Here is a 22,913-nt window from a genome sequence, read left to right on the forward strand (position 1 = left end):
GGGAAGATGGGCTTAACGGCGCCACCAGCCGCGCTTCTTGGGCGCCGCGTCATCGGCGGCGTCCACCATCACCGGCTGCACCGGGGCGGCAGCCACCGGCTCAGCCGAAGCGGCCTCGGCCGGAACCGGCGCGGGGGCCGGTGCCGGCGCAGCCTCGGCCACGGCGGGCGCAGGCGCGGCGGCAGGAACCTCCGGCACAGGCTCGGCGGCAGCGGCTTCCGGCGCGGGCGCAGCGGCGGCGCGCTTGGGGGCGCGGCGACGGCTGGGCTTGGCCGGCGCCACTTCCGCGGCGGCCACCACCGCCTCGGCGGCAGCGGGCGCGGCTTCGGCGGCGGCAGGCGCAGCCTCGGCGGCGGGAGCCTCAGCGACGGCAGCGGCGGCCTTGCGGCCACGCGGCGCACGCGGGGCCTTGGGCTCGGCCTTCGGCTTGGCGGCGCGGCGGGCGCGCGGCTTGGCCGGGGCCTCGGCTTCCGGCTGCGGCTCCGCCGCCGCTTCCGGCGCGGCGGGCTCGGGAGCGGGCTGCGCCACAGGCTCGGCCGCTGCCTCAGGCACCGGGGCCGCCTCGGCGGGCGGCGCCGTCACCGGCTCCTGCGCCTCGGGGGCCACGGCTTCCGGCGCCTGGGGCTCCGGCGACACGGGGGTCACTGGGGCAGCCGGACGCAGCGCCGCTTCCTCGGCCGCCGCCATGGCGTCGAAGATGTCCTCCAGCGAGCCGCTCGCGAAGGGGTTGGCTGGCGTCGGGCCGACATAGCGCGGCGCTTCCGGTGCCTGGGCCGGCGCGGGCGCCGCCGCGACCTCGTCGTTGCGGAAGCGGTTGGCGCCACGGCGGCCACGGCGGCGGATGCCACCCTCCTCGCCATTGCGGCGGAAGTTGCCTTCCTCCTGGCGGCGCGGGCCACGGTCGTCGCGGCGCGGCTCGGCTGCCACCGGCACGGGGGCGGGCTCGGCTTCCGGCGCGGCGGTGGCCTCGGCCTGCGGGACCTCCTCCTCGCCTTCCTCGGCATCGCCCTCGGCTTCCGCCTCGGCGGCCTCCTGGGCCGTCATCGGCGTGCCGTCCTCGCGGCGGCCACCACGGCGGCGGCGGCGGCGGCGGCGCTTGCGGCCCTCGCCCTCGGCGCCATTCTCAGCCTGCGGCGCGGCAACGGCGGCGGCCTCGGCACGCGGCGCGGCCTCCTCCGGCACCACGGCCTCGGCTTCCTCCTCGACCGGCAGCGGCTCGGGCGCGTAGTCCATGCGCAGCGCGCTGGGGCCGGAGACGGGCTCGGCCACCAGTTGCTGCCTGGTGCGCTCGATCCGCAGCTGCGGCGGGATCAGCTTGGGGTCGGGCTCGAAGAGCACGGCCATGCCGTAGCGCTCCTCGATCTGCGCCAGGCGGTCGCGCTTGCGGTTCAGCAGGTGCAGCGCCAGCTCCGGCGCCACATGCACGCAGATCTCGGCGGCCTTGCGCTTGCCGCCCTCTTCCTCGATCGCGCGCAGCACCTGCAGCGCGGCGCTGTCCGGGCTGCGGACGATGCCCAGGCCCTGGCAGTGCTTGCAGGTCTCGAAGGAATGCTCGGTGACGCTGGGGCGCAGCCGCTGGCGGCTCATCTCCAGCAGGCCGAAATGGCTGATGCGGCCGACCTGGATGCGGGCGCGGTCGGTCTTCAGCGCCTCCTTCAGCCGGCGCTCCACCTGCGCGTCGTTGCGCGAGGCCTCCATGTCGATGAAGTCGATGACGATCAGGCCGGCCAGGTCGCGCAGCCGCAGCTGGCGGGCAATTTCCTCCGCCGCCTCGCAGTTGGTGCGCAGCGCCGTGTCCTCGATATGCCGGTCGCGCGTGGCGCGGCCCGAGTTCACGTCGATGGAAACCAGCGCCTCGGTCTGGTTGATGACGATGTAGCCGCCGGACTTCAGCTGCACGATCGGCGACATCATCGCGTCGAGCTGCGCGTCCACCCCGTTGCGGGCAAAGAGCGGCGTCGGGTCGCGGTGCAGGCGGATCTTGCGCTCGTGCTGCGGCATCAGCATGCGCATGAAGTCGCGGGCCTGGCGGTAGGCGTCCTCGCCCTCGATCTGGATTTCCTCGATGCCCGTGCTGAACACGTCGCGGATCGAGCGCTTGATGAGGTCCGCTTCCTCATAGACCAGCGCGGGCGCGGTGGATTCCATGGTGCGGTTGCGGATCTCGTCCCAGAGCCGCAGCAGGTAGTCGCCGTCGCGCACGATCTCGGGCTTGGGGCGGCTGGCGCCGGCGGTGCGGACGATCAGGCTCATGCCCTTGGGCAGGCCCACTTCCTGGATGGCGTCGCGCAGGCGCTTGCGGTCGCCGGCCGAGGTGATCTTGCGGGAGATGCCGCCGCCGCGCGGGCTGTTTGGCATCAGCACGGAGAAGCGACCGGCGAGGCTGATATAGGTGGTCAGCGCGGCGCCCTTGTTGCCGCGCTCCTCCTTCACGACCTGCACCAGCATGATCTGCCGGCGGCGGATCACTTCCTGGATCTTGTAGTGGCGCATGAAGCGCGAGGGGATGCGGCGCTCGCGGGAGACCTCTTCCTGGTCGCCCTCATCCTTGCTGCCGCGGCCGCCCAGGGTCTCGGGCGGCGTCTCGTCCTCGTCCTGCTCGCCCTCGTCCTGGGCCATCATGGCCTCGGCGGCGGCGAGTTCCTCGGGCGTGGCGGAGCGGGTCTCGCCATGCACCGACATCGGCTGGGCACGGCCGGGCGGAACATCCTCCCGCGGCAGCGTCTCGGCATCCGGGTTGTCGGCGGGCTCATCGCCCGGCAGGGGCTGCGGCTGGGCCGGCGGCCGCGGGGCCAGGGCCTCCACCGGATGCACATCCTCCGGCGCCACATGGCGCGGGTTGGCGTCCTCGGGCTCGACAGATTCGGTGAAGACGGAGGGATTGGCGGCGGCGCCCTCGGTGGCGGCGAGGCGCTCGGCCTCGTCGGCATCGGCGATGGCCTCGATCTCCGCCACCATGGCGTCGGCCTCGGCCTCGGTCACTTCCTCGGCGTCGTCGTCTTCCTCATCCGCCTCGGCGGCCTGCATCTCCAGCAGGCGCTGACGGTCGGCGACGGGGATCTGGTAATAGTCGGGATGGATCTCGCCGAAGGCGAGGAAGCCGTGGCGGTTGCCGCCATATTCCACGAAGGCCGCCTGAAGGCTGGGCTCCACCCGGACCACCTTGGCCAGGTAGATATTGCCCTTCAGGGGCTTCTTGTTTTCGGTTTCGACGTCGAATTCTTCGAGCCGGTTGCCGTCCAGCACCACCACACGGGTTTCTTCCGGGTGGGATGCATCGATCAGCATGCGCTTGGTCATGAACCGGGATGCTCCGTGCCGCCGGCGCCGATGGGCGAAGGGCGGCAGCAATGGGTGGGCATGCCCGAGTGAGCAGTGTGGATCAGGCGGCGCGGCGATACACAGGCCATGCGGCTGCGATCCGACCTCTCTACTCGGCGGGCCGGTGCCCCGTGATGCCGGGGACGGCCCTGTTGTGTGCGCGCCACGCGCGAGCCCCGTGCAGCCTGGGCGGCCGCAAAAGGCGGCACCGGCAGGCGCGGGCGGGCCAGCGGACAGACGTGGGATGCGGGCGGCGGGCTGAATGACAGGCCTCGACACCCCCTCCTCGCCATTGTGCGGCACCGGTGGAGCGGACGGTCGGAAACCCGGCAGAAGCGGGAAACGGGACCCCGCGTCATCGCGGGGGCACAGCCCGGTGCCGGAGGAATCCTTCGGGCCGCCCTGATCCGGCGCCGCCGCCAAGCTGGCGGGGTGACACCGGGAACAGGCCGGGCGGCCGCGCCCAAAACCTCCACCGGCGGCACTGACCGCCGGGGCAATGCACAATAGGCGTGTCATTCCTGTTCCACAAGGCTGCGGCACGTTCAGATGTTACATTCGGTAAAGCCGTGACGACGCTGTATTATCGTATAGGTTAGGTCATGCAGGGTTCCGTCGGGGGGCGGAGCCATGCGTGAGGATTCGTGGATTGGCTTCAGGGGGGAGCATAGGCCATGCCGTTTTCATGCAGCCGCAGACGGCTGCTGCAACTCGCCTTCGGAATGGTGGCGGCGGGGGCACCGGGGCTGGCCGAGGCCGCACCGCGCCGGCGTGCCGCGCCCTTGCCGCTGGTGGTGCTGGACCCCGGGCACGGCGGCAAGGACCCGGGCACCATTGGTGTCACCGGCACGCATGAGAAGCGCATCACCCTGGCCGCGGCGCAGGAGCTGAAGAAGCGGCTGGAGGCTACCGGCCGCTGCCGCGTCGCCCTGACCCGCAGCCGGGATGTCTTCGTGCCGTTGAGCGGCCGCGTGGATTTCGCCCGCCGGCGGGAGGCCGCGCTCTTTGTTTCGCTGCATGCCGACAGCGCGCCCGGCGCGCGCGGGGCCAGCGTCTATACCTTGTCCGACCGCGCCTCCGACTCGCTCTCAGCCGGGCTGGCGCAGCGGGAGAACCGGGCCGACCTGCGCGGCGGGCTGCGCCTGCCACCGGTCTCGCCGGAGGTGGAGCGCATCCTTTTCTCCCTGGTGCGGCAGGAAACCCGCGCCGGCTCCGCCCGCATGGCGGCGCAGGTGGTGCGCAGCCTGGGCGGCACCGTGCCGCTGCTGCCCAATACCCACCGCCAGGCCGCCTTCGCCGTGCTGAAGGCACCGGACATCCCTTCCGTGCTGGTGGAAATGGGATTCCTGTCCGACCGGCGGGACGAAGCGGACCTGAAGCGCCCCGCCCACCGCGCCAAGGTGGCCAGGGCGCTGGCAGAGGGCATCCATGGCTGGCTGGTGCGCCGCGAGGCCGGGCTGAGCACCGCCGGCTGAGAAGGCTGAAATGAGAAAGGGCGGGGTTTCCCCCGCCCTTCGCGCTTCAGCCCAGCTTGCCGTGGCAGTGCTTGTATTTCTTGCCCGAGCCGCAGGGGCAGGCCGCGTTGCGCGGCGTGCGGTACCAGGTGGACGGGTCGGCGGGGTCGATCTCCTCGCCGCCCTGGGGCAGCGGGGCGGGCGCGTGCTCCCAGCCGCTGACATCGGCGCCGCCGGTCGCCATGGCGGCGGCATCGGCGAAGGCCGGGTCGGGGTGGCGCATGTCGGTCACCATCACCGGCTCCGGCATCGGCGGCGGCGCGTTGGGCTGCAGCTCGATGCGCATCAGCAGCGAGGTCACCCGCTCCCGCAGCTCGTCCAGCAACCCGTTGAAGAGGTTGAAGGCCTCGCTCTTGTATTCGTTCAGCGGGTCCCGCTGCGCGAAGGCCCGCAGCCCGATGCCCTGGCGCAGGTGGTCCAGGTTCAGCAGGTGTTCCTTCCACACGGCATCGAAGACCTGCAGCAGCAGCGACTTCTCCACCATGCGCATCAGGTCGGGGCCGGTATTGGCGGCGCGCGCCGCGGCGGCCTGGTCGACCGCCTGCTGCAGCCGCTCGCGCACCTGCTCCTCGTCGATGCCCTCTTCCCGGCCCCATTCCTGGATCGGCAGCACCAGGCCCAGCTTGTCCTGCGCCTGCCGCTCCAACCCCACCAGGTCCCACTGGTCGGGATAGGCATTCTCAGGGATGGCGCGGGCGACCATGTCGGAGACGGTGTCGCGCCGCATCTCCTCGATCGTCTCGGACACGTCCTGCGCCTGCATGAAGGCCCGCCGCTGGGCATAGACCTCCTTGCGCTGGTCGTTCATGACGTCGTCATATTTCAGCAGGTTCTTGCGCGTGTCGAAGTTGCGCGCCTCGACCTTCTTCTGTGCCTTCTCCAGCGCCCGGTTGATCCAGGGGTGGATGATGGCCTCGCCTTCCTTCAGCCCCAGCTTCTCCAGCATCCCGCCCATGCGGTCGGAGCCGAAGATGCGCATCAGGTCGTCTTCCAGGCTCAGGAAGAAGCGGCTGGCGCCCGGGTCGCCCTGCCGGCCGGAGCGGCCGCGCAACTGGTTGTCGATGCGGCGGCTCTCATGCCGCTCGGTGCCGATGACGAAGAGGCCGCCGGCCTCCTTCACCACCGCTTCGTCCCGCTTCACCTGGGCCACGGCCTCGGCCAGGTGCGCCTCCCATTCCGGGCCTTCCTGCGGCCCCTGGAAGGTGGTCTGGGCCATCATCAGGGCGTTGCCGCCCAGTTTGATGTCGGTGCCGCGGCCGGCCATGTTGGTGGCGATGGTCACCGCGCCCGGCCGGCCGGCCTGGGCGACGATGCCGGCCTCCTGCTCGTGGTAGCGGGCGTTCAGCACCTTGTGCGGCACGCCCTGCTTCTTCAGCAGCTCGGAGATCAGCTCGGATTTCTCGATGCTGGTGGTGCCGACCAGCACGGGCTGCTGCCGTGCCTGGGCTTCCTTCACCAGCACCGCCACCGCCTCGTACTTCTCGCGGGCGGAGCGATAGACCTCGTCGTCGCTGTCCTTGCGGATGACGGGCACGTTGGTCGGGATCTCGACCACTTCCAGCTTGTAGATCTCGGCGAACTCATCCGCCTCGGTCGCCGCCGTGCCAGTCATGCCGGACAGCTTCGGATACATGCGGAAGTAGTTCTGGAAGGTGATGGAGGCCAGCGTCTGGTTCTCGGGCTGAACCTCGACGCCTTCCTTGGCCTCCAGCGCCTGGTGCAGGCCGTCCGAGTAGCGGCGGCCTTCCATCATGCGGCCGGTGAACTCGTCGATGATCACCAGCTTGCCGTCGCGGGAGACGATGTAGTCCACGTCGCGCGAGAAGAGCACATGCGCCCGCAGCGCCTGGTTCACGTGGTGGACCAGGGAGATGTTGTGGCTGTCGTAGAGGTTGCCCTCGGTCAGCAGCCCGGCGTCGCGCATCATCTGCTCGACCACCTCGCCGCCCTTCTCGGTCAGGGAGGCGGAGCGGAGCTTCTCGTCCTTGTCGAAGGTTTCCTTGTCCTGCACCAGGTCGCGGACGACCACGTCCATGCGGCGGTAGAGGTCGGAACTGTCATCGGACGGGCCGGAGATGATCAGCGGCGTGCGCGCCTCGTCCACCAGGATCGAGTCCACCTCGTCCACGATGGCATAGGCGAAGTCGCGCTGGACCATCTCGTCCAGCCGGTACTTCATGTTGTCGCGCAGGTAGTCGAAGCCGAATTCGTTGTTGGTGCCGTAGGTGACATCGGCGGCGTAAGCCGCGCGGCGCTCCTCGTCGGTCAGGCCATGCACCACGCAGCCGGTGGTCAGGCCCAGCCAGCCGTAGAGCTTGCCCATCTGGGCGCTGTCACGGCTGGCGAGGTAGTCGTTCACCGTCACCACATGCACGCCCTTGGCGGGCAGCGCGTTCAGATAGACCGCGAGCGTGGCGACGAGCGTCTTGCCCTCGCCGGTCTTCATCTCGGCGATGCGGCCGGAATGCAGCACCATGCCGCCGATCATCTGCACGTCGAAGTGACGCATGCCGAGCACGCGCTTCGAGGCCTCCCGCACCGTGGCAAAGGCTTCGGGCAGCAGGTCGTCCAGGGTCTCGCCGGCGGCCAAGCGTTCCCGGAAGCGGGCGGTCTGGGCCTGCAATTCGGCATCCGGCATGGCGGCCAGCTTCGGCTCGAAGCCGGAAATGGCGGGCAACCGGGCGTTGAACTGCTTCAGCACACGATCGTTGGCGGTGCCGAAAACGGCGCGGGCTAGGCGGGCGAACATGGTGCTTCGAGTCTCTCCGAGAGCCGGGGCCCACCCCTTTTCCCCCGGAAAAACCGAAAGCCGCGCCGGGCCAAGCCCCGTGCGACCCGGGGGCGGGCAACAGGCTACGTCACGCGCACAGATAGGCGGGGCCTGGGCCAGGGTCAACGAAGGGCACCTTCAATATGGTGCGGCCCCTCCCTTTCCTGCGGCGCCCGAGGCCTGGCCAGCCGCCGCCGATCCCATTTGCCGGCGGCCCCGCTCTGCGCCATCTTGCGCCCTCCCCCGCCGGGAAGGCACATCCTCTCCATGCGTTCATCTGCCCTTATCCTCCCCCTTCTGCTCGCGGCCGCCCAGCCGGCCCTGGCCCAGGGCACTCCGCCGGCTTCTGCCCCACAGCCCCCGGCCGCCACCGCCCCGGCCCAGCCCGCCGCGGCGGACCCGCTGGTGGCCCGCGTGGACGGACAGGAGATTCGCCGCAGCGAGGTGCAGGCCGCCATCGCCGAGCTGCCGCCCGAACTGCGCTCAGCGCCGGAGAGCGTGCTCTCCCCGCTGGTGATCGACCAGATGATCACCCAGAAGGCGCTGGTGGCCGCCGCCCGCGCCCAGAAGCTGCAGGACCAGCCCGAGGTGCAGGCCCGCCTGAAGCGCGCCGAGGAGCAGGAGCTGCAACAGGCCCTGCTGCGCCAGGAAATCGCGCCCAAGCTGACGGACGAGGCGCTGCGCGCCCGCTATGCCCGCGATATCGCCGGCAAGCCCGGCGAGGAAGAGGTGCATGCCCGCCATATCCTGGTGAGCAGCGAGGAGGAGGCCAAGAAGGTGGAGGCCGAGGTGCGCAAGCCCGGCGCCGACTTCGCCGCCATCGCCCGCACCCGCTCCACCGGCCCGGGCACTGAGCAGGGCGGCGACCTCGGCTTCTTTAAGAAGAGCGACATGGTGCCGGAATTCGCCGAGGCCGCCTTCGCCATGAAGCCGGGCGAGATCAGCAAGCCCGTGCGTTCCCCCTTCGGCTGGCACGTGATCAAGGTCGAGGCCCGCCGCACCGCCGAGGCACCGTCCTTCGAGGACAGCCTGGAGACGCTGCGCCAGGCCGCCTTCGACGAGACGGTGCAGGATACCGTCAACCGCGTCCGCGCTGCCGCCAAGGTGGAGCGCTTCAACGAGGACGGCACGCCGCGCGCGGCGGAAAAGCCCGCGCCCTCGTTGCTGGATGGCGCCACGCCGCCGCCGGCCCAGCGCCGCTGAATACCCTGGCGGTGCGCCACCCGGCGCGCCGCCCCTCCCTGCCCCGCGAACCGAATACCTGAGGACTTGGCCCATGGCCGGTAAGGACCTGCCCACCTCCCCCCTCGCCATGCCGCTGCCGGCCGTGCCGCCGGTGGCCGGCGTGCGCCTCGGCGTCGCCGCCGCGGGCATCCGATACAAGGGCCGGCCGGACCTGACGATGTTCGAATTCGTCCCGGGCACCACGGTGGCCGGCGTCTTCACGCTCAACAAGTGCCCTGGCGCGCCGGTGGACTGGTGCCGCGCGGCGCTGAAGGGCGGCAAGGCGCGCGCGCTGGTGGTGAATGCCGGCAATGCCAATGTTTTCACCGGCAAGCTGGGCCGCGATGCCGTGCAGGCCACGGCGGATGCCGCCGCCAAGCTGGTGGGCTGCAAGGCGAAGGAGGTCTTCCTCGCCTCCACCGGCGTGATCGGCGAGCCGCTGCCGCATGAGAAGCTGACCGCCGCCCTGCCCGCACTGTTTGGCAAGCTGCGTGACAACAACTGGGAAGACGCCGCGCGCGGCATCATGACCACCGACACCTTCCCCAAGGCCTGCGTGCGGAAGGCGATGATCGGCGAGACGGAAGTCACCATCGCCGGCATCGCCAAGGGCAGCGGCATGGTGGCGCCGGACATGGCGACGATGCTCTGCTTCATTGCCACCGACGCCAAGATCCCGGCGGCGGCGCTGCAGGCGGCGCTGAAGAAGGGCACCGACGCCAGCTTCAACCGCACCACGGTGGATTCCGACACGTCCACCAGCGACACCGTGCTGGTCTTCGCCACCGGCCAGGCCAAGCACCCGCGCGTGCCGGCCGAGGGCGGGCCGATGCTGCGGGACTTCGTGAAGGCGCTGCACGAGCTGCTGCTGGACCTGGCGCTGCAGGTGGTGCGCGATGGCGAGGGCGCGCAGAAGTTCATCCGCATCGACGTGACCGGCGCCACCACCGCGCGCTCGGCGCAGCGGATCGCCATGGCCATCGCCAATTCGCCGCTGGTGAAGACCGCCATCGCGGGCGAGGACGCCAACTGGGGCCGCATCGTCATGGCGGTGGGCAAGGCGGGCGAGCCGGCGGACCGCGACAAGCTCTCCGTCGCCGTGGGCGGCACCTGGATGGCGCGCGACGGCGGCGTAGTGCCCGGCTATGACGAGACGCCGGTGGTGGCCCATATGAAGGGCCGAGAGATCGAGATCACCGTCGATATCGGCCTGGGCCGCGGCAAGGGCACCGCCTGGACCTGCGATCTGACGCATGGCTACATCGACATCAACGGGTCGTACCGTAGCTAAGGCAAAAAAACAGCCTCTTAGCAGGCTTGCAAGCACCTTCATCGGCCCCTTGCCTTCTGCCGGGTTGAAACACATCCCGCGCGGACGGCATGGGCAAGGCGATAGGTGCAGGCCTTGAACGGATCTGGGTTGAGATGCGGCGCCGGGCGGATCTCCGCTCCTCCATGACCATTCATGGATTGCGAGCAGCATCCATCGCGCGGGCGTAGCGGCCCGGGCTTCTGCTAGCCACCGTCGCTGCCATGGCGGGCCACGAGAGCGCAGGGACGCGCCCTGCGCCATTATACCGCGTTGGGATCATGAGAAGTCCCGAGGCAGTTCGCAGGATGACATCCTGGATCACCCGGACGCAGCCGAGTTGGCCGCCCTCCAACCTTCCGAAGACCTGCCAGCCTCCACTCCACCCCTTACGTGTGGAGTCCCTTACACAGCTCCAGGTGAAGGCCCCCGGCATCAGATGATCAGTACGGCGCAACTATCGTAGTAGATTCTTCAGTAGCATCTGGCCTGAAACCGCCGATCCCCGACCAAGACCGGGCCATTCGAACAGCCACCGAATAATCGCACCGAAGCTTAGAAACAGCCGTCCCTGCCTTTGCCAATCGGGTCGACTCTCGCCAAACTTGGGCGTTTACGCCACGTCTGAACCTTATTCAGGCCTTCATCGTTCTCCAGGACGTACTGAACAACCGGGAGAACAGCCTTGAGAATTGCGAAGCTTCTTCTGCTGGCCATGACCGGAGCGGTCCTGACAGCCCCCCTCACCTCAGCCATCGCTGACCCATGGAAGGATGAGAGTGGCCACGGCCGCTATGAGCGGCGCTGGGAGCGGCATGAGGAGCGTCGCTGGCGCGAGCGGGAACGTCGGGCTGAGCGCCATTGGCGCTATGAGCAGCGGGAGCGTCACGCAGAGCGCGAACGGTACAGAGCTTATGAACAAGGCCGCCGGGATGGCTATCGCGAAGGCGCAAACCGCAACCCGCTGGAGGCAATCGGCCAACTTCTGTCGCAATAAGGGCCGGTGGATCGAGATCACCATCGATCGGGGCCACGGCAAGGCGACTGCCTGGACCTGAAGCCTGACGTATGGGTATCGACGGGCCGGGTTCAATCGTAACGGCCCAGGGCGCAGGACTCGCCGCCTCCGGCGCGCCCGGTCCGGTACTTCTCCGCAGTTCACGGGGACAGGGCTGTTGACGGTCGCGTGGGCAGCCTGCTCAGGGTTCTGGACAAGGCGGAAGGGCAGCAACGACGAAGGGCGGCGTGGTCAACCCGCGCCGCCCTTCGTCACCGGGACAACGACGCGGTTCACACCACGCCCTGCTTGCCCATCTCCAGGAATTTCTCGCGCCGGCGGGCGCGCAGCGTGGCGGCATCCAGGTCCAGCAGCGGCTCCAGGCTGGCCCAGACCTTGTCCGCCACCGCCTGCACCGTGGCCTGCGGGTCGCGATGCGCGCCGCCCAGCGGCTCCGGCACCACGCTGTCGATCAGCGCGAGGCGCGAGAGGTCCTGCGCCGTCAGCTTCAGCGCATCGGCCGCCGTGCTGGCCTGGGCGGCGTCGCGCCAGAGGATGCTGGCGCAGCCCTCGGGGCTGATGACGGAATAGATCGAATGCTCCAGCATCAGCACGCGGTCGGCGGCGGCCAGGGCGATGGCGCCGCCCGAGCCGCCCTCGCCGATGATGGTGGCGACGAAGGGCACCGGCGCATCCAGGCCGGCCTCGATGGCGCGGGCGATGGCCTCGGCCTGGCCGCGCGCCTCGGCCTCGATGCCCGGGAAGGCGCCGGAGGTATCGACAAAGGACAGGATCGGCAGGCCGAAGCGACCGGCCAATTCCATCAGGCGCCGCGCCTTGCGGTAGCCCTCGGGCTTGGCCATGCCGAAATTGTGCTTCACGCGGCTTTCGGTGTCGGTGCCCTTCTCGGTGCCCAGCACCATCACGGAATGGCCCCGGAAGCGTCCCATGCCGCCGATGACGGCCGCATCGTCGCCAAAGGCGCGGTCGCCGGCCAGCGGCACGAAATCCTCGATCAGCGCCTCGACATAGGTCAGGCACTTGGGGCGGTCGGGGTGGCGGGCCACCTGCGCCTTCTGCCAGGGCGTCAACTTGGCATAGGTGCTGGCCAACAGCTTGTCGGCCTTGGACTGGAGGTTGCCGACTTCCTCGGCCACGTCGATGCCACCCGCGTCGGTGGTCCGGCGCAGTTCTTCGATTTTTCCTTCAAGCTCCGCCAGGGGCTTCTCGAAGTCCAGGAAGTGGCGCATTTCGGTTCCGTCTCAGCTTGCCGCAAGAGCCGCGCGGGCGCCTGCCCCTAGCCCAGCCGGGGCCACAATGCCAGCCCGAGCACGCAGGATGCCCTTCAGGCAGGCGTCGCCGCGCGGGCCAGCGGGTGGTGTTCCTCGACCAGCGCGCGCAGCCGCTCCTCCAGCACGCGGGTATAGATCTGTACCGTGGCGATATCGGAATGCCCGAGCAGGATCTGCAGGCTGCGCAGGTCCGCCCCGCCTTCCAGCAGGTGGGTGGCGAAGGAATGCCGCAGCACATGGGGGCTGACCCGCTCCGGGTCCAGCCCCGCCGCCAGGGCGGCCTGGTGCACCAGTCCGTGCAGGCTCTGCCGCGTCAGGTGCCCCGCCGCGCCGCGGGAGGGGAACAGCCACTTGGAAGGCTTCTTCGGGTCCCGCAGCGCCAGGGCGGCGGCACGGGCGCGGGCGGAGATGGGCACCAGCCGCTCCTTGCCGCCCTTGCCGCGCACCATCACCAGCGGCGCCTCGGCCGCCATGGCCGTGACGGGCAGGGAAACCAGCTCGCTGGCGCGCAGCCCGGCGCAATAAAGCAGCTCCAGCGCCGCCACCGCCACGGCGCCCCGCTTGCCCGGCAGGGTGGCGGCGGCATCCAGCAGCGCCGTCACCTCCTCCCGCCGCAGGGCCTTGGGCAGGGGCGCGGGCAGGCGCGGGCTGTCCAGCAACTCGGTCGGGTCGTCGGTGCGGACGCCCTCCCGCACCAGGAAGCGGAAGAACTGCCGCAGGGCGGAGAGCCGCCGCGCCGCCGTGCGCGGGGAAAGGCCCGCATCGGTCAGCCCGGCGATGTAGCGGCGCAGCAGGTCGGAACCGGCGGCCGCCAGTGCCACCTCCCCGCGTCGCCGGGCGAAGCCGGCGAAGTCGGACAGGTCGGCCTCATAGGCCGCCAGCGTGTTGCGGGCGGCCCCGCGCTCGGCCGCCAGCATCTCCAGGAAGGCTTCGAGGTGCCGGTCCATGCGTTGCTGTGCTCCGGCGGGAATCGGCCCGCTTAGCGGGTGTTGAAGCGCTCGTTGGGCAGGGTGCGCTCCACCGGCTGCTGCACCGCAGGCGGCGGAAAGGCGCCGATCACCAGTAAGCCACCGAGGATGGCGATGATCAGGATCAGGATCAGGAGCAACAGGGGTCGGCGGAACATCTGGCCTGGGTTACCTCGCGCGCGTGGCCCGATGTGCTACCTTCCGTCCCCGTGTCACGCAACCTCGGCTTTGCCATTGTTCCGCCCGCCGCATCTTCGGCCACCGATCTCGCGACCCCGCTGGACCGGCCGGCTGCGGCCGTGCCCTTGCCGGGGCGCCCTGTTTCCATCGTGCTCGTCGGCATGCCTGGCGCGGGCAAGACCTCCGTCGGCCGCCGCCTGGCGCAGCGCCTCGGCCTGCCCTTCAAGGACGCCGATACCGAGATCGAGGCCGCCGCCGGCCAGCCCGTGACGGAAATCTTCGCCCGCTATGGCGAGCCGCATTTCCGCGAGGGCGAGCGCCGCGTCATCGCCCGCCTGCTGGAAGGCCCGCCGCTGGTGATGGCCACCGGCGGCGGCGCATATAACGACCCGCAGACCCGCGCCGCCATCCGCGCCGCCGGCGCCGTCACGGTCTGGCTGCGCGCCACCCTGCCGACACTGCTGGGCCGCGTCGCCGGCCGCACCACGCGGCCGATGTTCCTCAACGCCGACCCTGTGGCGGTGCTCACCCACCTGATGCAGACCCGCCACCCTTTCTATGCCGAGGCCGATCTCGTGACTGACTGCCTGGATGCCGATACCCCCGACATGACCGCCGAGAAGGTCGCCACCGCCCTGGCCGGCTGGCACCCGCCCGCCCGCCTGCCGGTGGCGCTGGCCGGGCGCAGCTACGAGGTGCTGGTGGGCGAGGACCTGCTGTCCCGCGCCGGCGCCCTGATGGCCCCGGTGCTGCCGGCGCGCCGCGTCGCCATCGTGACAGATGAGAGCGTCGGCCCGCTGCACCTCGACACGCTGCGCGGCGGGCTGGAAGCGGCGGGCTTCGAGATCCGGACCACCGTGGCCGTGCCGCCGGGCGAGGGCAGCAAAAGCTTCGCGCAGTTGGCCCATGTGCTGGAGGCGCTGATGGCCGCCGGCGTGGACCGCCGCACGGCGGTGGTGGCGCTGGGCGGCGGCGTGGTGGGGGACCTGGCGGGCTATGCCGCCGCCTCCGCCCTGCGCGGCCTGCCCTTCGTGCAGGTGCCGACCACGCTGCTGGCGCAGGTGGACAGTTCCGTGGGTGGCAAGACCGGCATCAACCTGAAGGCGGGCAAGAACCTCGCCGGCGCCTTCCACCAGCCCGCCGTGGTGCTGGCCGATACCGCCACCCTGGCCACCCTGCCGCCGCGCGAGCTGCGCGCCGGCTATGCCGAGGTGGCCAAGCACGGGCTGCTGCAAGGCCCGCTCTGGGACTGGTGCGAGCAGCATGGCGCCCGCGCCGTGGCCGGCGAGGCCGATGCGCTGCGCCACGCCGTGCTGGAAAGCTGCCGGCTGAAATCGGCGGTGGTGGCGGCCGATGAGCGGGAGGAAAGCGCCGAGGGCGGGCGCGCCCTGCTCAACCTCGGCCATACCTTCGGCCACGCGCTGGAAGCCGAATGCGGCTACGACGGCAGCCTGCTGCATGGGGAGGCGGTGGCCATCGGCCTCGGGCTGGCGGCGCGGCTTTCAGCCCGGCTGGGGCGTTGCGACGCCGGCCTGCCGGCGCGGGTGGAAGCGCATATCGCCGCCGTGGGCCTGCCCGCCCGCATCCGCGACCTGCCGCGCGGCTTCACGGTGGAAGCGCTGATGGGCCGCATGCGGAAGGACAAGAAGGTGCGCGACGGCGCCCTGCGCTTCGTGCTGCTGCGTGCGCCGGGACAGGTCTTCACCACCGGCGACGTGCCGGCGGCGGAGGTCGAGGCCCTGCTGCGGGAAGAAGGCTGCGCGGCCTAGGAGCCACTCCCCCGGTCAGGCAGCCGCCTGACCGGATGACGGGGCCCTAGCGCCCGAAGAAGGCGCCCAACATGCGGCGCAGGCCGGAAGGGGCGCGCTGGCTTTCCGCATCCTCCACCGGCTCCGGCTTGGCCGTGTCGGGCGGGCCCATGCGGCGGTGGATGGCCTGCACGCGGGTGTCATGCGGCAGGACGGCGGCGGCATCGGCGGCCACGTGGCGCGCTTCCTCCAGCCGACCGGTGCGCTCCAGCGCCCGGGCGAGGCCGATATGCGCCGCGCCGACCTGCGGTGCCAGCTCCAGCGCCACGCGGAAATGCGGCTCGGCCTCCAGCGGATCGCCCACCACCAGCAGCAGCTGGCCCAGCCAGACGCGCATGCCGGCATCCTGCGGCGCCAGCCCGATGGCCTCGCGCATCAGCTCGATGGCCTCGGCCTGGCGGCCATAGGCGGCCAGCACGTTGCTCTTGCCGGTCAGCGCGCCGGCATGCTGCGGCAACTGGCCCAGCACGATCTCGAACTGGGCCTGCGCATCCTCCAGCCGGGCGGCGTTCAGCAGCAGGTAGCCCAGGTGGATATGCAGCTCGGCATCGCCCGGCACGGCGTTGATGCCGTTGGTGGCGATCTCGATCGCCTCATTCACCCGGCCCTTGGAGGCCACCACCAGGCTGAGACCGCCATAGACATTGGCGATGTCCTGCCGCAGCGCGAGCGAGGCGCGGAAGGGCTCCTCGGCCGCGTCCCCTTCCCCCATGCCGACCAGGATATGGCCGATCTGCGCCAGCGCCACCGCGTCTCCGGCGCATTCCTCGGCGCGCCTCAGCGCCAGGGCGCGGGCTTCCTCCCGCTGGCCCTTGTCGATCAGTCGGCGCATGGCATCGCCCAGCAGGCGCATCACCTCCTGCTCGCGGATCGTGCGGTCCAGGCCCAGCGCCTCGGCGCGGTTCCACAGCCGGTTCGCCAGCGCCACCTTGTTGCGCAGGAAGGCGTGGTGAGCCACCCAGAAGAACCAGTGCACATTCTCCTGCCGCCGCGCCCGCAGCGCCGCCGCCAGGGCCGCCATGTCCGAGGCCAGGATCAGGTCCATCGCCCGGCGCAGGAAGCTGGTCTCGGTCAGCAGCCAGATGGCGGCATGGCCGACAAAGGGCGTCCGCAGCCAGTGGAGGCCGCCATCCTCGGCCAGCATGCGGGCGTTCAGGCGGTCGTCCGGGTGGTAGGGGTCGGCCATCATGACGCCGAACTCGGGCGCCTCGGCCGGCGTCAGCCGCATGCCGGCATGCAGCCGGCGGTCATGGAACTTGTGGAAGCGCCGGTCTTCCGGCAGGTCGGCCGGGCTGATGCTGGCCTGGGGGCAAACGCCCAGGGCATGGGAGACACCCAGCAGCCGGGCATATTTCAGCGCCGCGTAGCCGCCCATGCTGTAGCCGTAGCAGAGCGCCGGCCCGCCCCCCAGCAGGGCGCGCACCGCCGGCGCCGCCTGCTGCATGGAGGCGGCGGGAAACCAGTTCTCCCGCTTGGCGACGAAGCCGATGGCCTCCAGGCCCAGCTTGGCGGCCGGCTCCTGGCCCCAGATGGTATCGCCATCCGGGCGGAAGGTCAGGTCGGCGAAAGTGACCAGCGTCAGCGGCGCCGGCGCGGCGAGGCCGCCGGGCAGCTCCGCGCCCGCCTCCGCCTGCCGTGCCGCGGCATCGCCGGGCGCGGGGCGGTGGATGACAACGATCTCCTCGTCCTCGTAGAGGATGGCGCTGCCGGGCGCCGCCTCGGCCACCCGCATGCCTTGCGAGGCGATCAATGCCCCGGCCCCGCTTCGTCCGGCGTCAGCAGCCGCAGCGACAGCGCATGCAGGCCGCTGCCGAACTCGGCCTCCAGCGCCTGATGCACGGCGCGGGACCGCGCCACGCGGTTCATCCCCGCGAAGGCCGGGCTCACCACCTGCACCGTGTAATGGGTCTGCCCACCGGGCGCAGCGCCGGCATGGCCGGCGTGGCGGTGGCTGTCATCCTGGATCACGATCTCGGCAGAAGCAAAAGCGTTGCTGAGCAAGTCGCGGATACGATCGGCACGGAGCGTCATGGGCATCCCTTTTCCATGCCGGCGCAGCCCTGCCAAGCGAAAGCTGCGTTCATCTGCCGCCTTGCGGGGACATGCTTCCGCGATCATAACCCGTCGAATGGCCCGACGCGGCGAACGTCCCCGTTTCGACAAGTCCCCTCCTCCCTCCGGCCCGCCTTGCGACGCGCCGGGCTGCGAGGCTGTGGGAGAATTCCGTGCACCGAGAGATCGCTCCCGGCTGCGCGACTATTATCATTTCTGCCTGGAGCATGTCCGCGCCTATAATCAGGCCTGGGACTACTACAAGGGCATGTCGGCGACGGAGATCGAGAACAACCTCCGCGACGATTCCGGCTGGCAGCGGCCCACTTGGCCGCTCGGACGTCTTGGAAACACGAAGCTCAATCCCGAAATCTTCCATGACCCGCTGGGCCTGTTCGGCCAGGCGCCGCCGACGCCGCGCAAAAGCGCGAAGGAAGCGCCGCCCGAGCTGCGCGCCGCGCTGGACCTCCTTGGCCTCGGCTGGCCGCTGGAAGAATCTACGCTGCGTGCCCGCTACAAGGAGCTGGCCAAGCGTTACCACCCCGACAGCAATGGCGGGGACCGGTCCTTCGAGGACAAGATGAAGGACATCAACCGGGCCTACAGCCTGCTGCGCAAGCGGCTGGCTGCGGCCCATGACGCTGGCACCCCTTCCCAAGAGGCATCCAGCAGGGCAGCCTGAAGTACGCCCGTAGCGACAGAAATCCGAGAGCAAGCCCGATGAGCCAGGTCGCCACCCTTACCGAAACCCGCACCCCCGCGATCAACCTGCCCGATATCACGGTCAAAGTTCGCGAGGTCTTCGGAATCGACAGCGACCTGGAGGTGCCTGCCTTCTCCGTCGCCACCGAGCATGTGCCCGAGAAGGACCCCACCTACCAGTTCGACCGCGAGACGACGCTGGCGATTCTCGCCGGCTTCGCCTTCAACCGCCGTGTCATGGTCCAGGGCTACCACGGCACCGGCAAGTCCACGCATATCGAGCAGGTGGCCTCGCGCCTCAACTGGCCCTGCCTGCGCGTCAACCTGGACAGCCACATCAGCCGTATCGACCTGATCGGCAAGGACGCCATCGTCCTGAAGGATGGCAAGCAGGTCACCGAATTCCGTGAAGGCATCCTGCCCTGGGCGCTGCAGCACCCCTGCGCCATGGTCTTCGACGAATATGACGCCGGCCGCCCGGACGTGATGTTCGTGATCCAGCGCGTGCTGGAGGTCGAGGGCAAGCTGACGCTGCTGGACCAGAACAAGGTGATCCGCCCGCACCCAGCCTTCCGGCTGTTTGCCACGGCGAACACCGTGGGCCTGGGCGACACCACCGGCCTCTATCACGGCACGCAGCAGATCAACCAGGGTCAGATGGACCGCTGGAACATCGTCGCGACGCTGAACTACCTGCCGCATGCGCAGGAAAGCGCGATCGTCGCCGCCAAGCTGGGCATCAAGCCCAATGACGCCGCGGCCAAGAAGCGCATCGACGCCATGGTGGCGCTGGCCGACCTGACGCGCGCGGGCTTCATCGCCGGCGATATCTCCACCGTCATGTCGCCGCGCACCGTCATCACCTGGGCGGAGAATACCCGGATCTTCGGCGATATCGGCTTCGCCTTCCGCGTGACCTTCCTGAACAAGTGCGATGAGGCCGAACGCGCCACCGTCGCCGAATACTACCAGCGCTGCTTCAACGAGGAGATCCCGACCGGCCTCCTCGTCCGCAAGGGCTGACCGGCACCGGGGCCTCAGCGCCCCGGTTCCATCCAGACTGCAGCGGGAGAGAGAGCGATGAGCGGCACCAAGGACCAGACGCGCCAGGAAGAATTCAAGCGCGCGACGGCGGGCGCATTGCGCGCCATCGCCCACAATGCCGAGGTGCAGGTGGCCTACCAGCCCGGCCCCTCCGGCCTCGCGGGCAAGCGGGCGCGGCTGCCGCTGCCGACGCGCTCCCTCCCCCCCGCCGAAATGGCGCGGCTGCGTGGCGCCGCCGATGCCATCGCGCTGCGCCTGCGCCACCATGACGAGGCGGCCCATGCCGCCCGCACGCCGCCGCGGCGCGAGGCCAAGGAGGTCTTCGACGCGCTGGAGCAGGCGCGGGTCGAGGTGGTGGGCAGCCAGCACATGCCGGGCGTCGCCGCCAATCTCAATGCCAAGCTGGCCGAGATGTGCGAGGCCGAGGGCTACGACCGCATGACCCGCAAGGACCAGCTGCCGCTGACGGCGGCGCTGTCTCTGCTGGCGCGCGAACGCCTGTCCGGCGAGCCTGCCCCGGCCCCGGCGCAACGCATCCTGGAGATGTGGCGCGACACGCTGGGCGAGAAGGCGGATACCGCCCTGGCCGAGATGGCCGAGGCCCGCGACAACCAGGACGATTTCGCCCGCGCCGCCCGCAAGCTGCTGACGGCGCTGGACCTGGCGGAAGCCGAGGTCGAGGCGGAATCGGAGGAAGAATCCGAAGGCGAGGATTCCGGCGAATCCTCCCCGCAGCAGGACAGTTCCACGGAAGGCGAGAGCCAGAGCCAGGAATCCGAATCGGCCATGGGCGCGCAGCCCGAGGCGATGCAGGGCGAGGCGGCCGAGGAAGAAGGCGAGACCCAGGAAGAGGAAGGCGTCGCCGCCGAGGGCGAGGACCGCCCCGGCGGGCCGCAGCAGCGCAAGGACGTCGCGCCCAGCGACGATTCCTCCACCTACCGCGCCTTCACCAAGCAGTTCGACGAAGAGATCGAGGCGGAAGACCTCTGCGATGCCGAGGAACTGGCGCGGTTGCGCCAGCAACTCGACCAGCAGTTGTCGCATCTGCAGGGCGTCGTTTCCAAGCTGGCCAACCGGCTGCAGCGCCGCCTGCTGGCGCAGCAGCAGCGCGCCTGGGAATTCGACCTGGAGGAAGGCGTGCTCGATGCCGCGCGGCTGGCGCGCATCGTGGTCAACCCGATGCTCTCGCTGTCCTACAAGCGGGAGCGTGAGGCCGATTTCCGCGACACCGTGGTGACGCTGCTGATCGACAATTCCGGCTCCATGCGCGGCCGGCCGATCTCGGTGGCCGCGATGTGCTGCGACATCCTGGCCCGCACGCTGGAACGCTGCTCGGTGAAGGTGGAGATCCTGGGCTTCACCACCCGCGCCTGGAAGGGCGGCCAGTCGCGTGAGCGGTGGGTGCAGGAAGGCAAGCCGCGCAACCCCGGCCGGCTGAACGACCTGCGGCATGTCATCTACAAATCCGCCGATGCGCCCTGGCGCCGCGCCCGCAAGAACCTGGGCCTGATGCTGCGCGAGGGACTGCTGAAGGAGAATATCGACGGCGAGGCGCTGGAATGGGCCTACCGCCGCCTGATGTCGCGGCCGGAACGCCGCCGCATCCTGATGGTAGTCAGCGACGGTGCGCCGGTGGATGACAGCACGCTGTCGGTGAACCCGGGCAACTACCTGGAGCGGCACCTGCGCAAGGTGATCCATGACATCGAGCAGCGGGACCTCGTGGAGCTGATCGCCATCGGCATCGGCCATGACGTGACGCGCTACTACCGCCGCGCCGTGACCATCGTGGATGCCGAGGAACTGGGCGGCACCATGATGAAGAAGCTGGCGGAGCTCTTCGACGAGGACGCCGCCGCCGCCTTCCAGCGTGCCGCCGCCGAGCGCGCCCCGGCCCTGGTCTGACCATGCGGCCAAGCCGGCGCCGCCTGCTGGCGGCGCTGGGGGGCCTTGGGCTGCTGGCCGCCTGCGGGGCCGATGCGCCGCCGGCCACCCCCCTGCCCCCGCTGACGTTGCCCGCCGATTCGCCGTTGGTATCGCTGGGCGGATTGCTGCTGAACCGGAAGGCCATGGGCTTCGGCGGGCTGTCCGGGCTGCATATCGACCCTGACCTGACGCTGACCGCCGTCAGCGACCTGGGCCGCTGGCTGCAGGCGCGCCTGGTGCTGGACGAGGCCGGCCAGCCGCAGGGGCTGGAGGCGCTGCGCAGCGGCCGGCTTTCCGATGGCCTGCCGATTCCCCTGCCCGGCAAGCTGTCGCGCGATGCCGAATCGCTGGCGCGGCTGCCGGATGGCACCTGGCTGGTGGGCTTCGAGCGCTGGCACCGCATCCGCGCCTATGACCGCATCGATGGCTGGGGGGAGCCGGTGGAAATGCTGCCGGGCCTGCGGCAGGCACCGCTGAATGGCGGGCTGGAAAGCCTGACCGTGCTGGCCGATGGCCGCTGGCTGGCGGTGGCCGAGGACCTGCGCCTGGGCGATGGCGGCCGCCTGCGCCGCGTCTGGGTGGGGCGCCCAGGCGACTGGACCGTGCTCTCCTACCGCCCCACCCCCGGCTACGTGCCCACCGATGCCGCGGCGCTGCCGGATGGCGGGGCGGTGCTGACGGAGCGCAGCTTCAGCCTGTTGGGCGGCTTCCAGGGCCAGTTGAAGCGGGTGCCGGCGGCGGCCCTGGCCAACCCCGCCCCCGACGCCGTGCTGGAGCCCGAGGTGCTGCTGGATGCCGCCACCCTGCCCATGGAGAACTGGGAGGACGTGGCCAGCTTTTCCTGGCGCGGCCGGCAGTTCCTGGCGCTGATGACCGACGACAACGAATTCTTCCTGCAGAAGGGCCTGCTGCTGCTTTTCGCCTTCCGCTAGGCCGCCAGCGGCTCCAGCACCCGGCTGCGCGGCAGGGTCAGCCAGGCGCGGGCGCCGATGCCGGGCACGGCCTCGATGGTCAGGTTGCCGCCATGGGCGCGCATCAGGTCATGCGCCACCACCAGCCCCAGGCCCAGCCCACGGGTGCCACGGCCCAGGGTCAGGCCATTCATGTCCTCCGCCGCATGGCCGGCGCCGTCATCCTCCACCACGATGGCCACGCTTTCATCGGCCCGCACCAGCCGCATCTGCACCGAGTCGCCATCCCGGGTCTGCCGCACCACGCGGGTCAGCACCTGCCGCAATGCGCCCGTCAGCGCCCGCCGGTCGGCGCTCAGGGTCAGGTCACGCAGCTCCGGCGCCACCTGCCAGTGGCGGCGGCCCGGGGTCAGGGCCTGCACGATATGGCCGATCACCTCATCCAGCACCGGGCCCAGGGGGATGGCATCCTCCTTCAGCACGCGAGGGCCGGCGCCCTGGGCCAGCAGGTCGGAAACATCGGCGGAAAGCCCCATCAGCGCCCGTGCGCGGCCTTCGAGCCCGGCATCGCGGCCGGCCGGAGCGCGCGGGGCGGTGGCATAGCCCAGCAGCGCCAAGCCATGCCCCTGCATCTCCTGGGCCAGCAGGCCCAGGTAGCGGCTGCGGGCTTCCAGCGCCTGCTCGGCGGCGCGGCTGCGCTGCTCGGCCCGCCGGCGCTCCAGCACCGCGCCGAGGGCGAAAAGAACCGAGGACAGCACGCCCGCGCCGCTGAGCAGCAGGATGGGTAGGGAGGACTCCATGCCCTCATGCTGTGGGAGAAAGGTGAACGGAACCTTAACGGCAGGCTCTAAAATGAGACGGCACGATCACGAAAAAGGGCGCTCCCGCATGGCGG

17 protein-coding genes are annotated in these 22,913 nt (G+C 70.5%); 9 read left to right on the plus strand and 8 right to left on the minus strand.

The window, feature by feature from the left end:
- Nucleotides 1-12 precede the first annotated feature (12 nt).
- The gene (locus EBE87_RS13640; protein WP_122140040.1) at nt 13-3,300 is read right to left on the minus strand and encodes an Rne/Rng family ribonuclease; all 3,288 of its coding nucleotides are present in this window, start codon (nt 3,298-3,300) and stop codon (nt 13-15) included.
- A 695-nt stretch (nt 3,301-3,995) separates the two neighbouring features.
- Between EBE87_RS13640 and EBE87_RS13645 the strand changes: the two genes are divergently transcribed.
- Nucleotides 3,996-4,796 (plus strand): N-acetylmuramoyl-L-alanine amidase family protein, encoded by an 801-nt coding sequence (locus tag EBE87_RS13645; RefSeq protein ID WP_233553162.1) that lies wholly within the window; start codon nt 3,996-3,998, stop codon nt 4,794-4,796.
- Between the two features lie 46 nt (nt 4,797-4,842).
- Here the strand turns inward: EBE87_RS13645 and secA are convergent, their stop codons facing one another.
- Nucleotides 4,843-7,584 (minus strand): preprotein translocase subunit SecA, encoded by a 2,742-nt coding sequence (gene secA, locus EBE87_RS13650; RefSeq protein ID WP_120637921.1) that lies wholly within the window; start codon nt 7,582-7,584, stop codon nt 4,843-4,845.
- 288 nt (nt 7,585-7,872) lie between these two features.
- On the opposite strand from secA, the gene EBE87_RS13655 reads away from it, so the two are divergent.
- The 3 genes from EBE87_RS13655 to EBE87_RS28645 all read left to right on the plus strand — a co-directional run bounded on the left by EBE87_RS13655 (nt 7,873) and on the right by EBE87_RS28645 (nt 11,135).
- Nucleotides 7,873-8,808: a peptidylprolyl isomerase gene (locus EBE87_RS13655; RefSeq protein WP_120637922.1), complete on the plus strand. Its 936-nt coding sequence runs from the start codon at nt 7,873-7,875 to the stop codon at nt 8,806-8,808.
- A gap of 73 nt (nt 8,809-8,881) precedes the next feature.
- On the plus strand, nt 8,882-10,120 hold the full coding sequence (gene argJ, locus EBE87_RS13660; protein WP_120637923.1) for a bifunctional glutamate N-acetyltransferase/amino-acid acetyltransferase ArgJ: 1,239 nt from the start codon (nt 8,882-8,884) through the stop codon (nt 10,118-10,120).
- 703 nt (nt 10,121-10,823) lie between these two features.
- Nucleotides 10,824-11,135 (plus strand): hypothetical protein, encoded by a 312-nt coding sequence (locus EBE87_RS28645; protein WP_147426034.1) that lies wholly within the window; start codon nt 10,824-10,826, stop codon nt 11,133-11,135.
- A gap of 293 nt (nt 11,136-11,428) precedes the next feature.
- Here the strand turns inward: EBE87_RS28645 and EBE87_RS13670 are convergent, their stop codons facing one another.
- The 3 genes from EBE87_RS13670 to EBE87_RS29390 all read right to left on the minus strand — a co-directional run bounded on the left by EBE87_RS13670 (nt 11,429) and on the right by EBE87_RS29390 (nt 13,553).
- Entirely contained in the window at nt 11,429-12,385 is a 957-nt protein-coding gene (locus EBE87_RS13670) for an acetyl-CoA carboxylase carboxyltransferase subunit alpha (protein WP_120637925.1), read from the minus strand.
- A 95-nt stretch (nt 12,386-12,480) separates the two neighbouring features.
- Entirely contained in the window at nt 12,481-13,374 is an 894-nt protein-coding gene (locus tag EBE87_RS13675) for a tyrosine recombinase (protein ID WP_120637926.1), read from the minus strand.
- Between the two features lie 32 nt (nt 13,375-13,406).
- A complete protein-coding gene (locus EBE87_RS29390; RefSeq protein WP_199707302.1) occupies nt 13,407-13,553 on the minus strand; it encodes a hypothetical protein in 147 nt (48 codons plus the stop codon).
- A gap of 51 nt (nt 13,554-13,604) precedes the next feature.
- Between EBE87_RS29390 and aroB the strand changes: the two genes are divergently transcribed.
- Nucleotides 13,605-15,344 (plus strand): 3-dehydroquinate synthase, encoded by a 1,740-nt coding sequence (aroB, locus tag EBE87_RS13680; protein ID WP_120637927.1) that lies wholly within the window; start codon nt 13,605-13,607, stop codon nt 15,342-15,344.
- 46 nt (nt 15,345-15,390) lie between these two features.
- On the opposite strand, the gene EBE87_RS13685 is transcribed toward aroB, so the two are convergent.
- Together EBE87_RS13685 and EBE87_RS13690 are read right to left on the minus strand one after the other, a co-directional pair.
- Nucleotides 15,391-17,133, minus strand: a complete 1,743-nt coding sequence (locus EBE87_RS13685) for a tetratricopeptide repeat protein (RefSeq protein ID WP_147426035.1) — start codon at nt 17,131-17,133, stop codon at nt 15,391-15,393.
- A complete protein-coding gene (locus EBE87_RS13690) occupies nt 17,130-17,420 on the minus strand; it encodes a BolA family protein (protein WP_408887710.1) in 291 nt (96 codons plus the stop codon). The genes EBE87_RS13685 and EBE87_RS13690 overlap by 4 nt, the downstream gene beginning before the upstream one ends.
- 91 nt (nt 17,421-17,511) lie before the next feature.
- Here EBE87_RS13690 and EBE87_RS13695 point away from each other — a divergent pair, with 91 nt between their 5' ends.
- From EBE87_RS13695 to EBE87_RS13710, 4 genes are read left to right on the plus strand one after another with little or no spacing between them, the layout of a single operon-like run.
- Nucleotides 17,512-18,117, plus strand: a complete 606-nt coding sequence (locus tag EBE87_RS13695; RefSeq protein ID WP_120637929.1) for a J domain-containing protein — start codon at nt 17,512-17,514, stop codon at nt 18,115-18,117.
- Between the two features lie 38 nt (nt 18,118-18,155).
- Nucleotides 18,156-19,160: a cobaltochelatase subunit CobS gene (gene cobS / locus EBE87_RS13700; protein WP_120637930.1), complete on the plus strand. Its 1,005-nt coding sequence runs from the start codon at nt 18,156-18,158 to the stop codon at nt 19,158-19,160.
- Between the two features lie 57 nt (nt 19,161-19,217).
- The gene (gene cobT / locus EBE87_RS13705; protein ID WP_120637931.1) at nt 19,218-21,086 is read left to right on the plus strand and encodes a cobaltochelatase subunit CobT; all 1,869 of its coding nucleotides are present in this window, start codon (nt 19,218-19,220) and stop codon (nt 21,084-21,086) included.
- Nucleotides 21,087-21,088: 2 nt separating this feature from the next.
- Nucleotides 21,089-22,039: an esterase-like activity of phytase family protein gene (locus tag EBE87_RS13710; protein ID WP_120637932.1), complete on the plus strand. Its 951-nt coding sequence runs from the start codon at nt 21,089-21,091 to the stop codon at nt 22,037-22,039.
- Here EBE87_RS13710 and EBE87_RS13715 read toward each other — a convergent pair.
- A complete protein-coding gene (locus EBE87_RS13715; RefSeq protein ID WP_120637933.1) occupies nt 22,036-22,818 on the minus strand; it encodes an ATP-binding protein in 783 nt (260 codons plus the stop codon). The genes EBE87_RS13710 and EBE87_RS13715 overlap by 4 nt on opposite strands.
- Nucleotides 22,819-22,913: the final 95 nt, after the last annotated feature.

This window comes from Teichococcus wenyumeiae (assembly GCF_003696345.1).
Lineage (GTDB): Bacteria > Pseudomonadota > Alphaproteobacteria > Acetobacterales > Acetobacteraceae > Pseudoroseomonas > Pseudoroseomonas wenyumeiae.

Bases quoted from the DNA above. Each gene is read 5' to 3' on its own strand.
- EBE87_RS13640 (WP_122140040.1), bottom strand. From the start codon at position 3,300: ATGACCAAGCGCATGCTGATCGATGCATCCCACCCGGAAGAAACCCGT.
- EBE87_RS13645 (WP_233553162.1), top strand. From the start codon at position 3,996: ATGCCGTTTTCATGCAGCCGCAGACGGCTGCTGCAACTCGCCTTCGGA.
- secA (WP_120637921.1), bottom strand. From the start codon at position 7,584: ATGTTCGCCCGCCTAGCCCGCGCCGTTTTCGGCACCGCCAACGATCGT.
- EBE87_RS13655 (WP_120637922.1), top strand. From the start codon at position 7,873: ATGCGTTCATCTGCCCTTATCCTCCCCCTTCTGCTCGCGGCCGCCCAG.
- argJ (WP_120637923.1), top strand. From the start codon at position 8,882: ATGGCCGGTAAGGACCTGCCCACCTCCCCCCTCGCCATGCCGCTGCCG.
- EBE87_RS13670 (WP_120637925.1), bottom strand. From the start codon at position 12,385: ATGCGCCACTTCCTGGACTTCGAGAAGCCCCTGGCGGAGCTTGAAGGA.
- EBE87_RS13675 (WP_120637926.1), bottom strand. From the start codon at position 13,374: ATGGACCGGCACCTCGAAGCCTTCCTGGAGATGCTGGCGGCCGAGCGC.
- EBE87_RS29390 (WP_199707302.1), bottom strand. From the start codon at position 13,553: ATGTTCCGCCGACCCCTGTTGCTCCTGATCCTGATCCTGATCATCGCC.
- EBE87_RS13690 (WP_408887710.1), bottom strand. From the start codon at position 17,420: ATGCCCATGACGCTCCGTGCCGATCGTATCCGCGACTTGCTCAGCAAC.
- EBE87_RS13695 (WP_120637929.1), top strand. From the start codon at position 17,512: ATGGCCCGACGCGGCGAACGTCCCCGTTTCGACAAGTCCCCTCCTCCC.
- cobS (WP_120637930.1), top strand. From the start codon at position 18,156: ATGAGCCAGGTCGCCACCCTTACCGAAACCCGCACCCCCGCGATCAAC.
- cobT (WP_120637931.1), top strand. From the start codon at position 19,218: ATGAGCGGCACCAAGGACCAGACGCGCCAGGAAGAATTCAAGCGCGCG.
- EBE87_RS13710 (WP_120637932.1), top strand. From the start codon at position 21,089: ATGCGGCCAAGCCGGCGCCGCCTGCTGGCGGCGCTGGGGGGCCTTGGG.
- EBE87_RS13715 (WP_120637933.1), bottom strand. From the start codon at position 22,818: ATGGAGTCCTCCCTACCCATCCTGCTGCTCAGCGGCGCGGGCGTGCTG.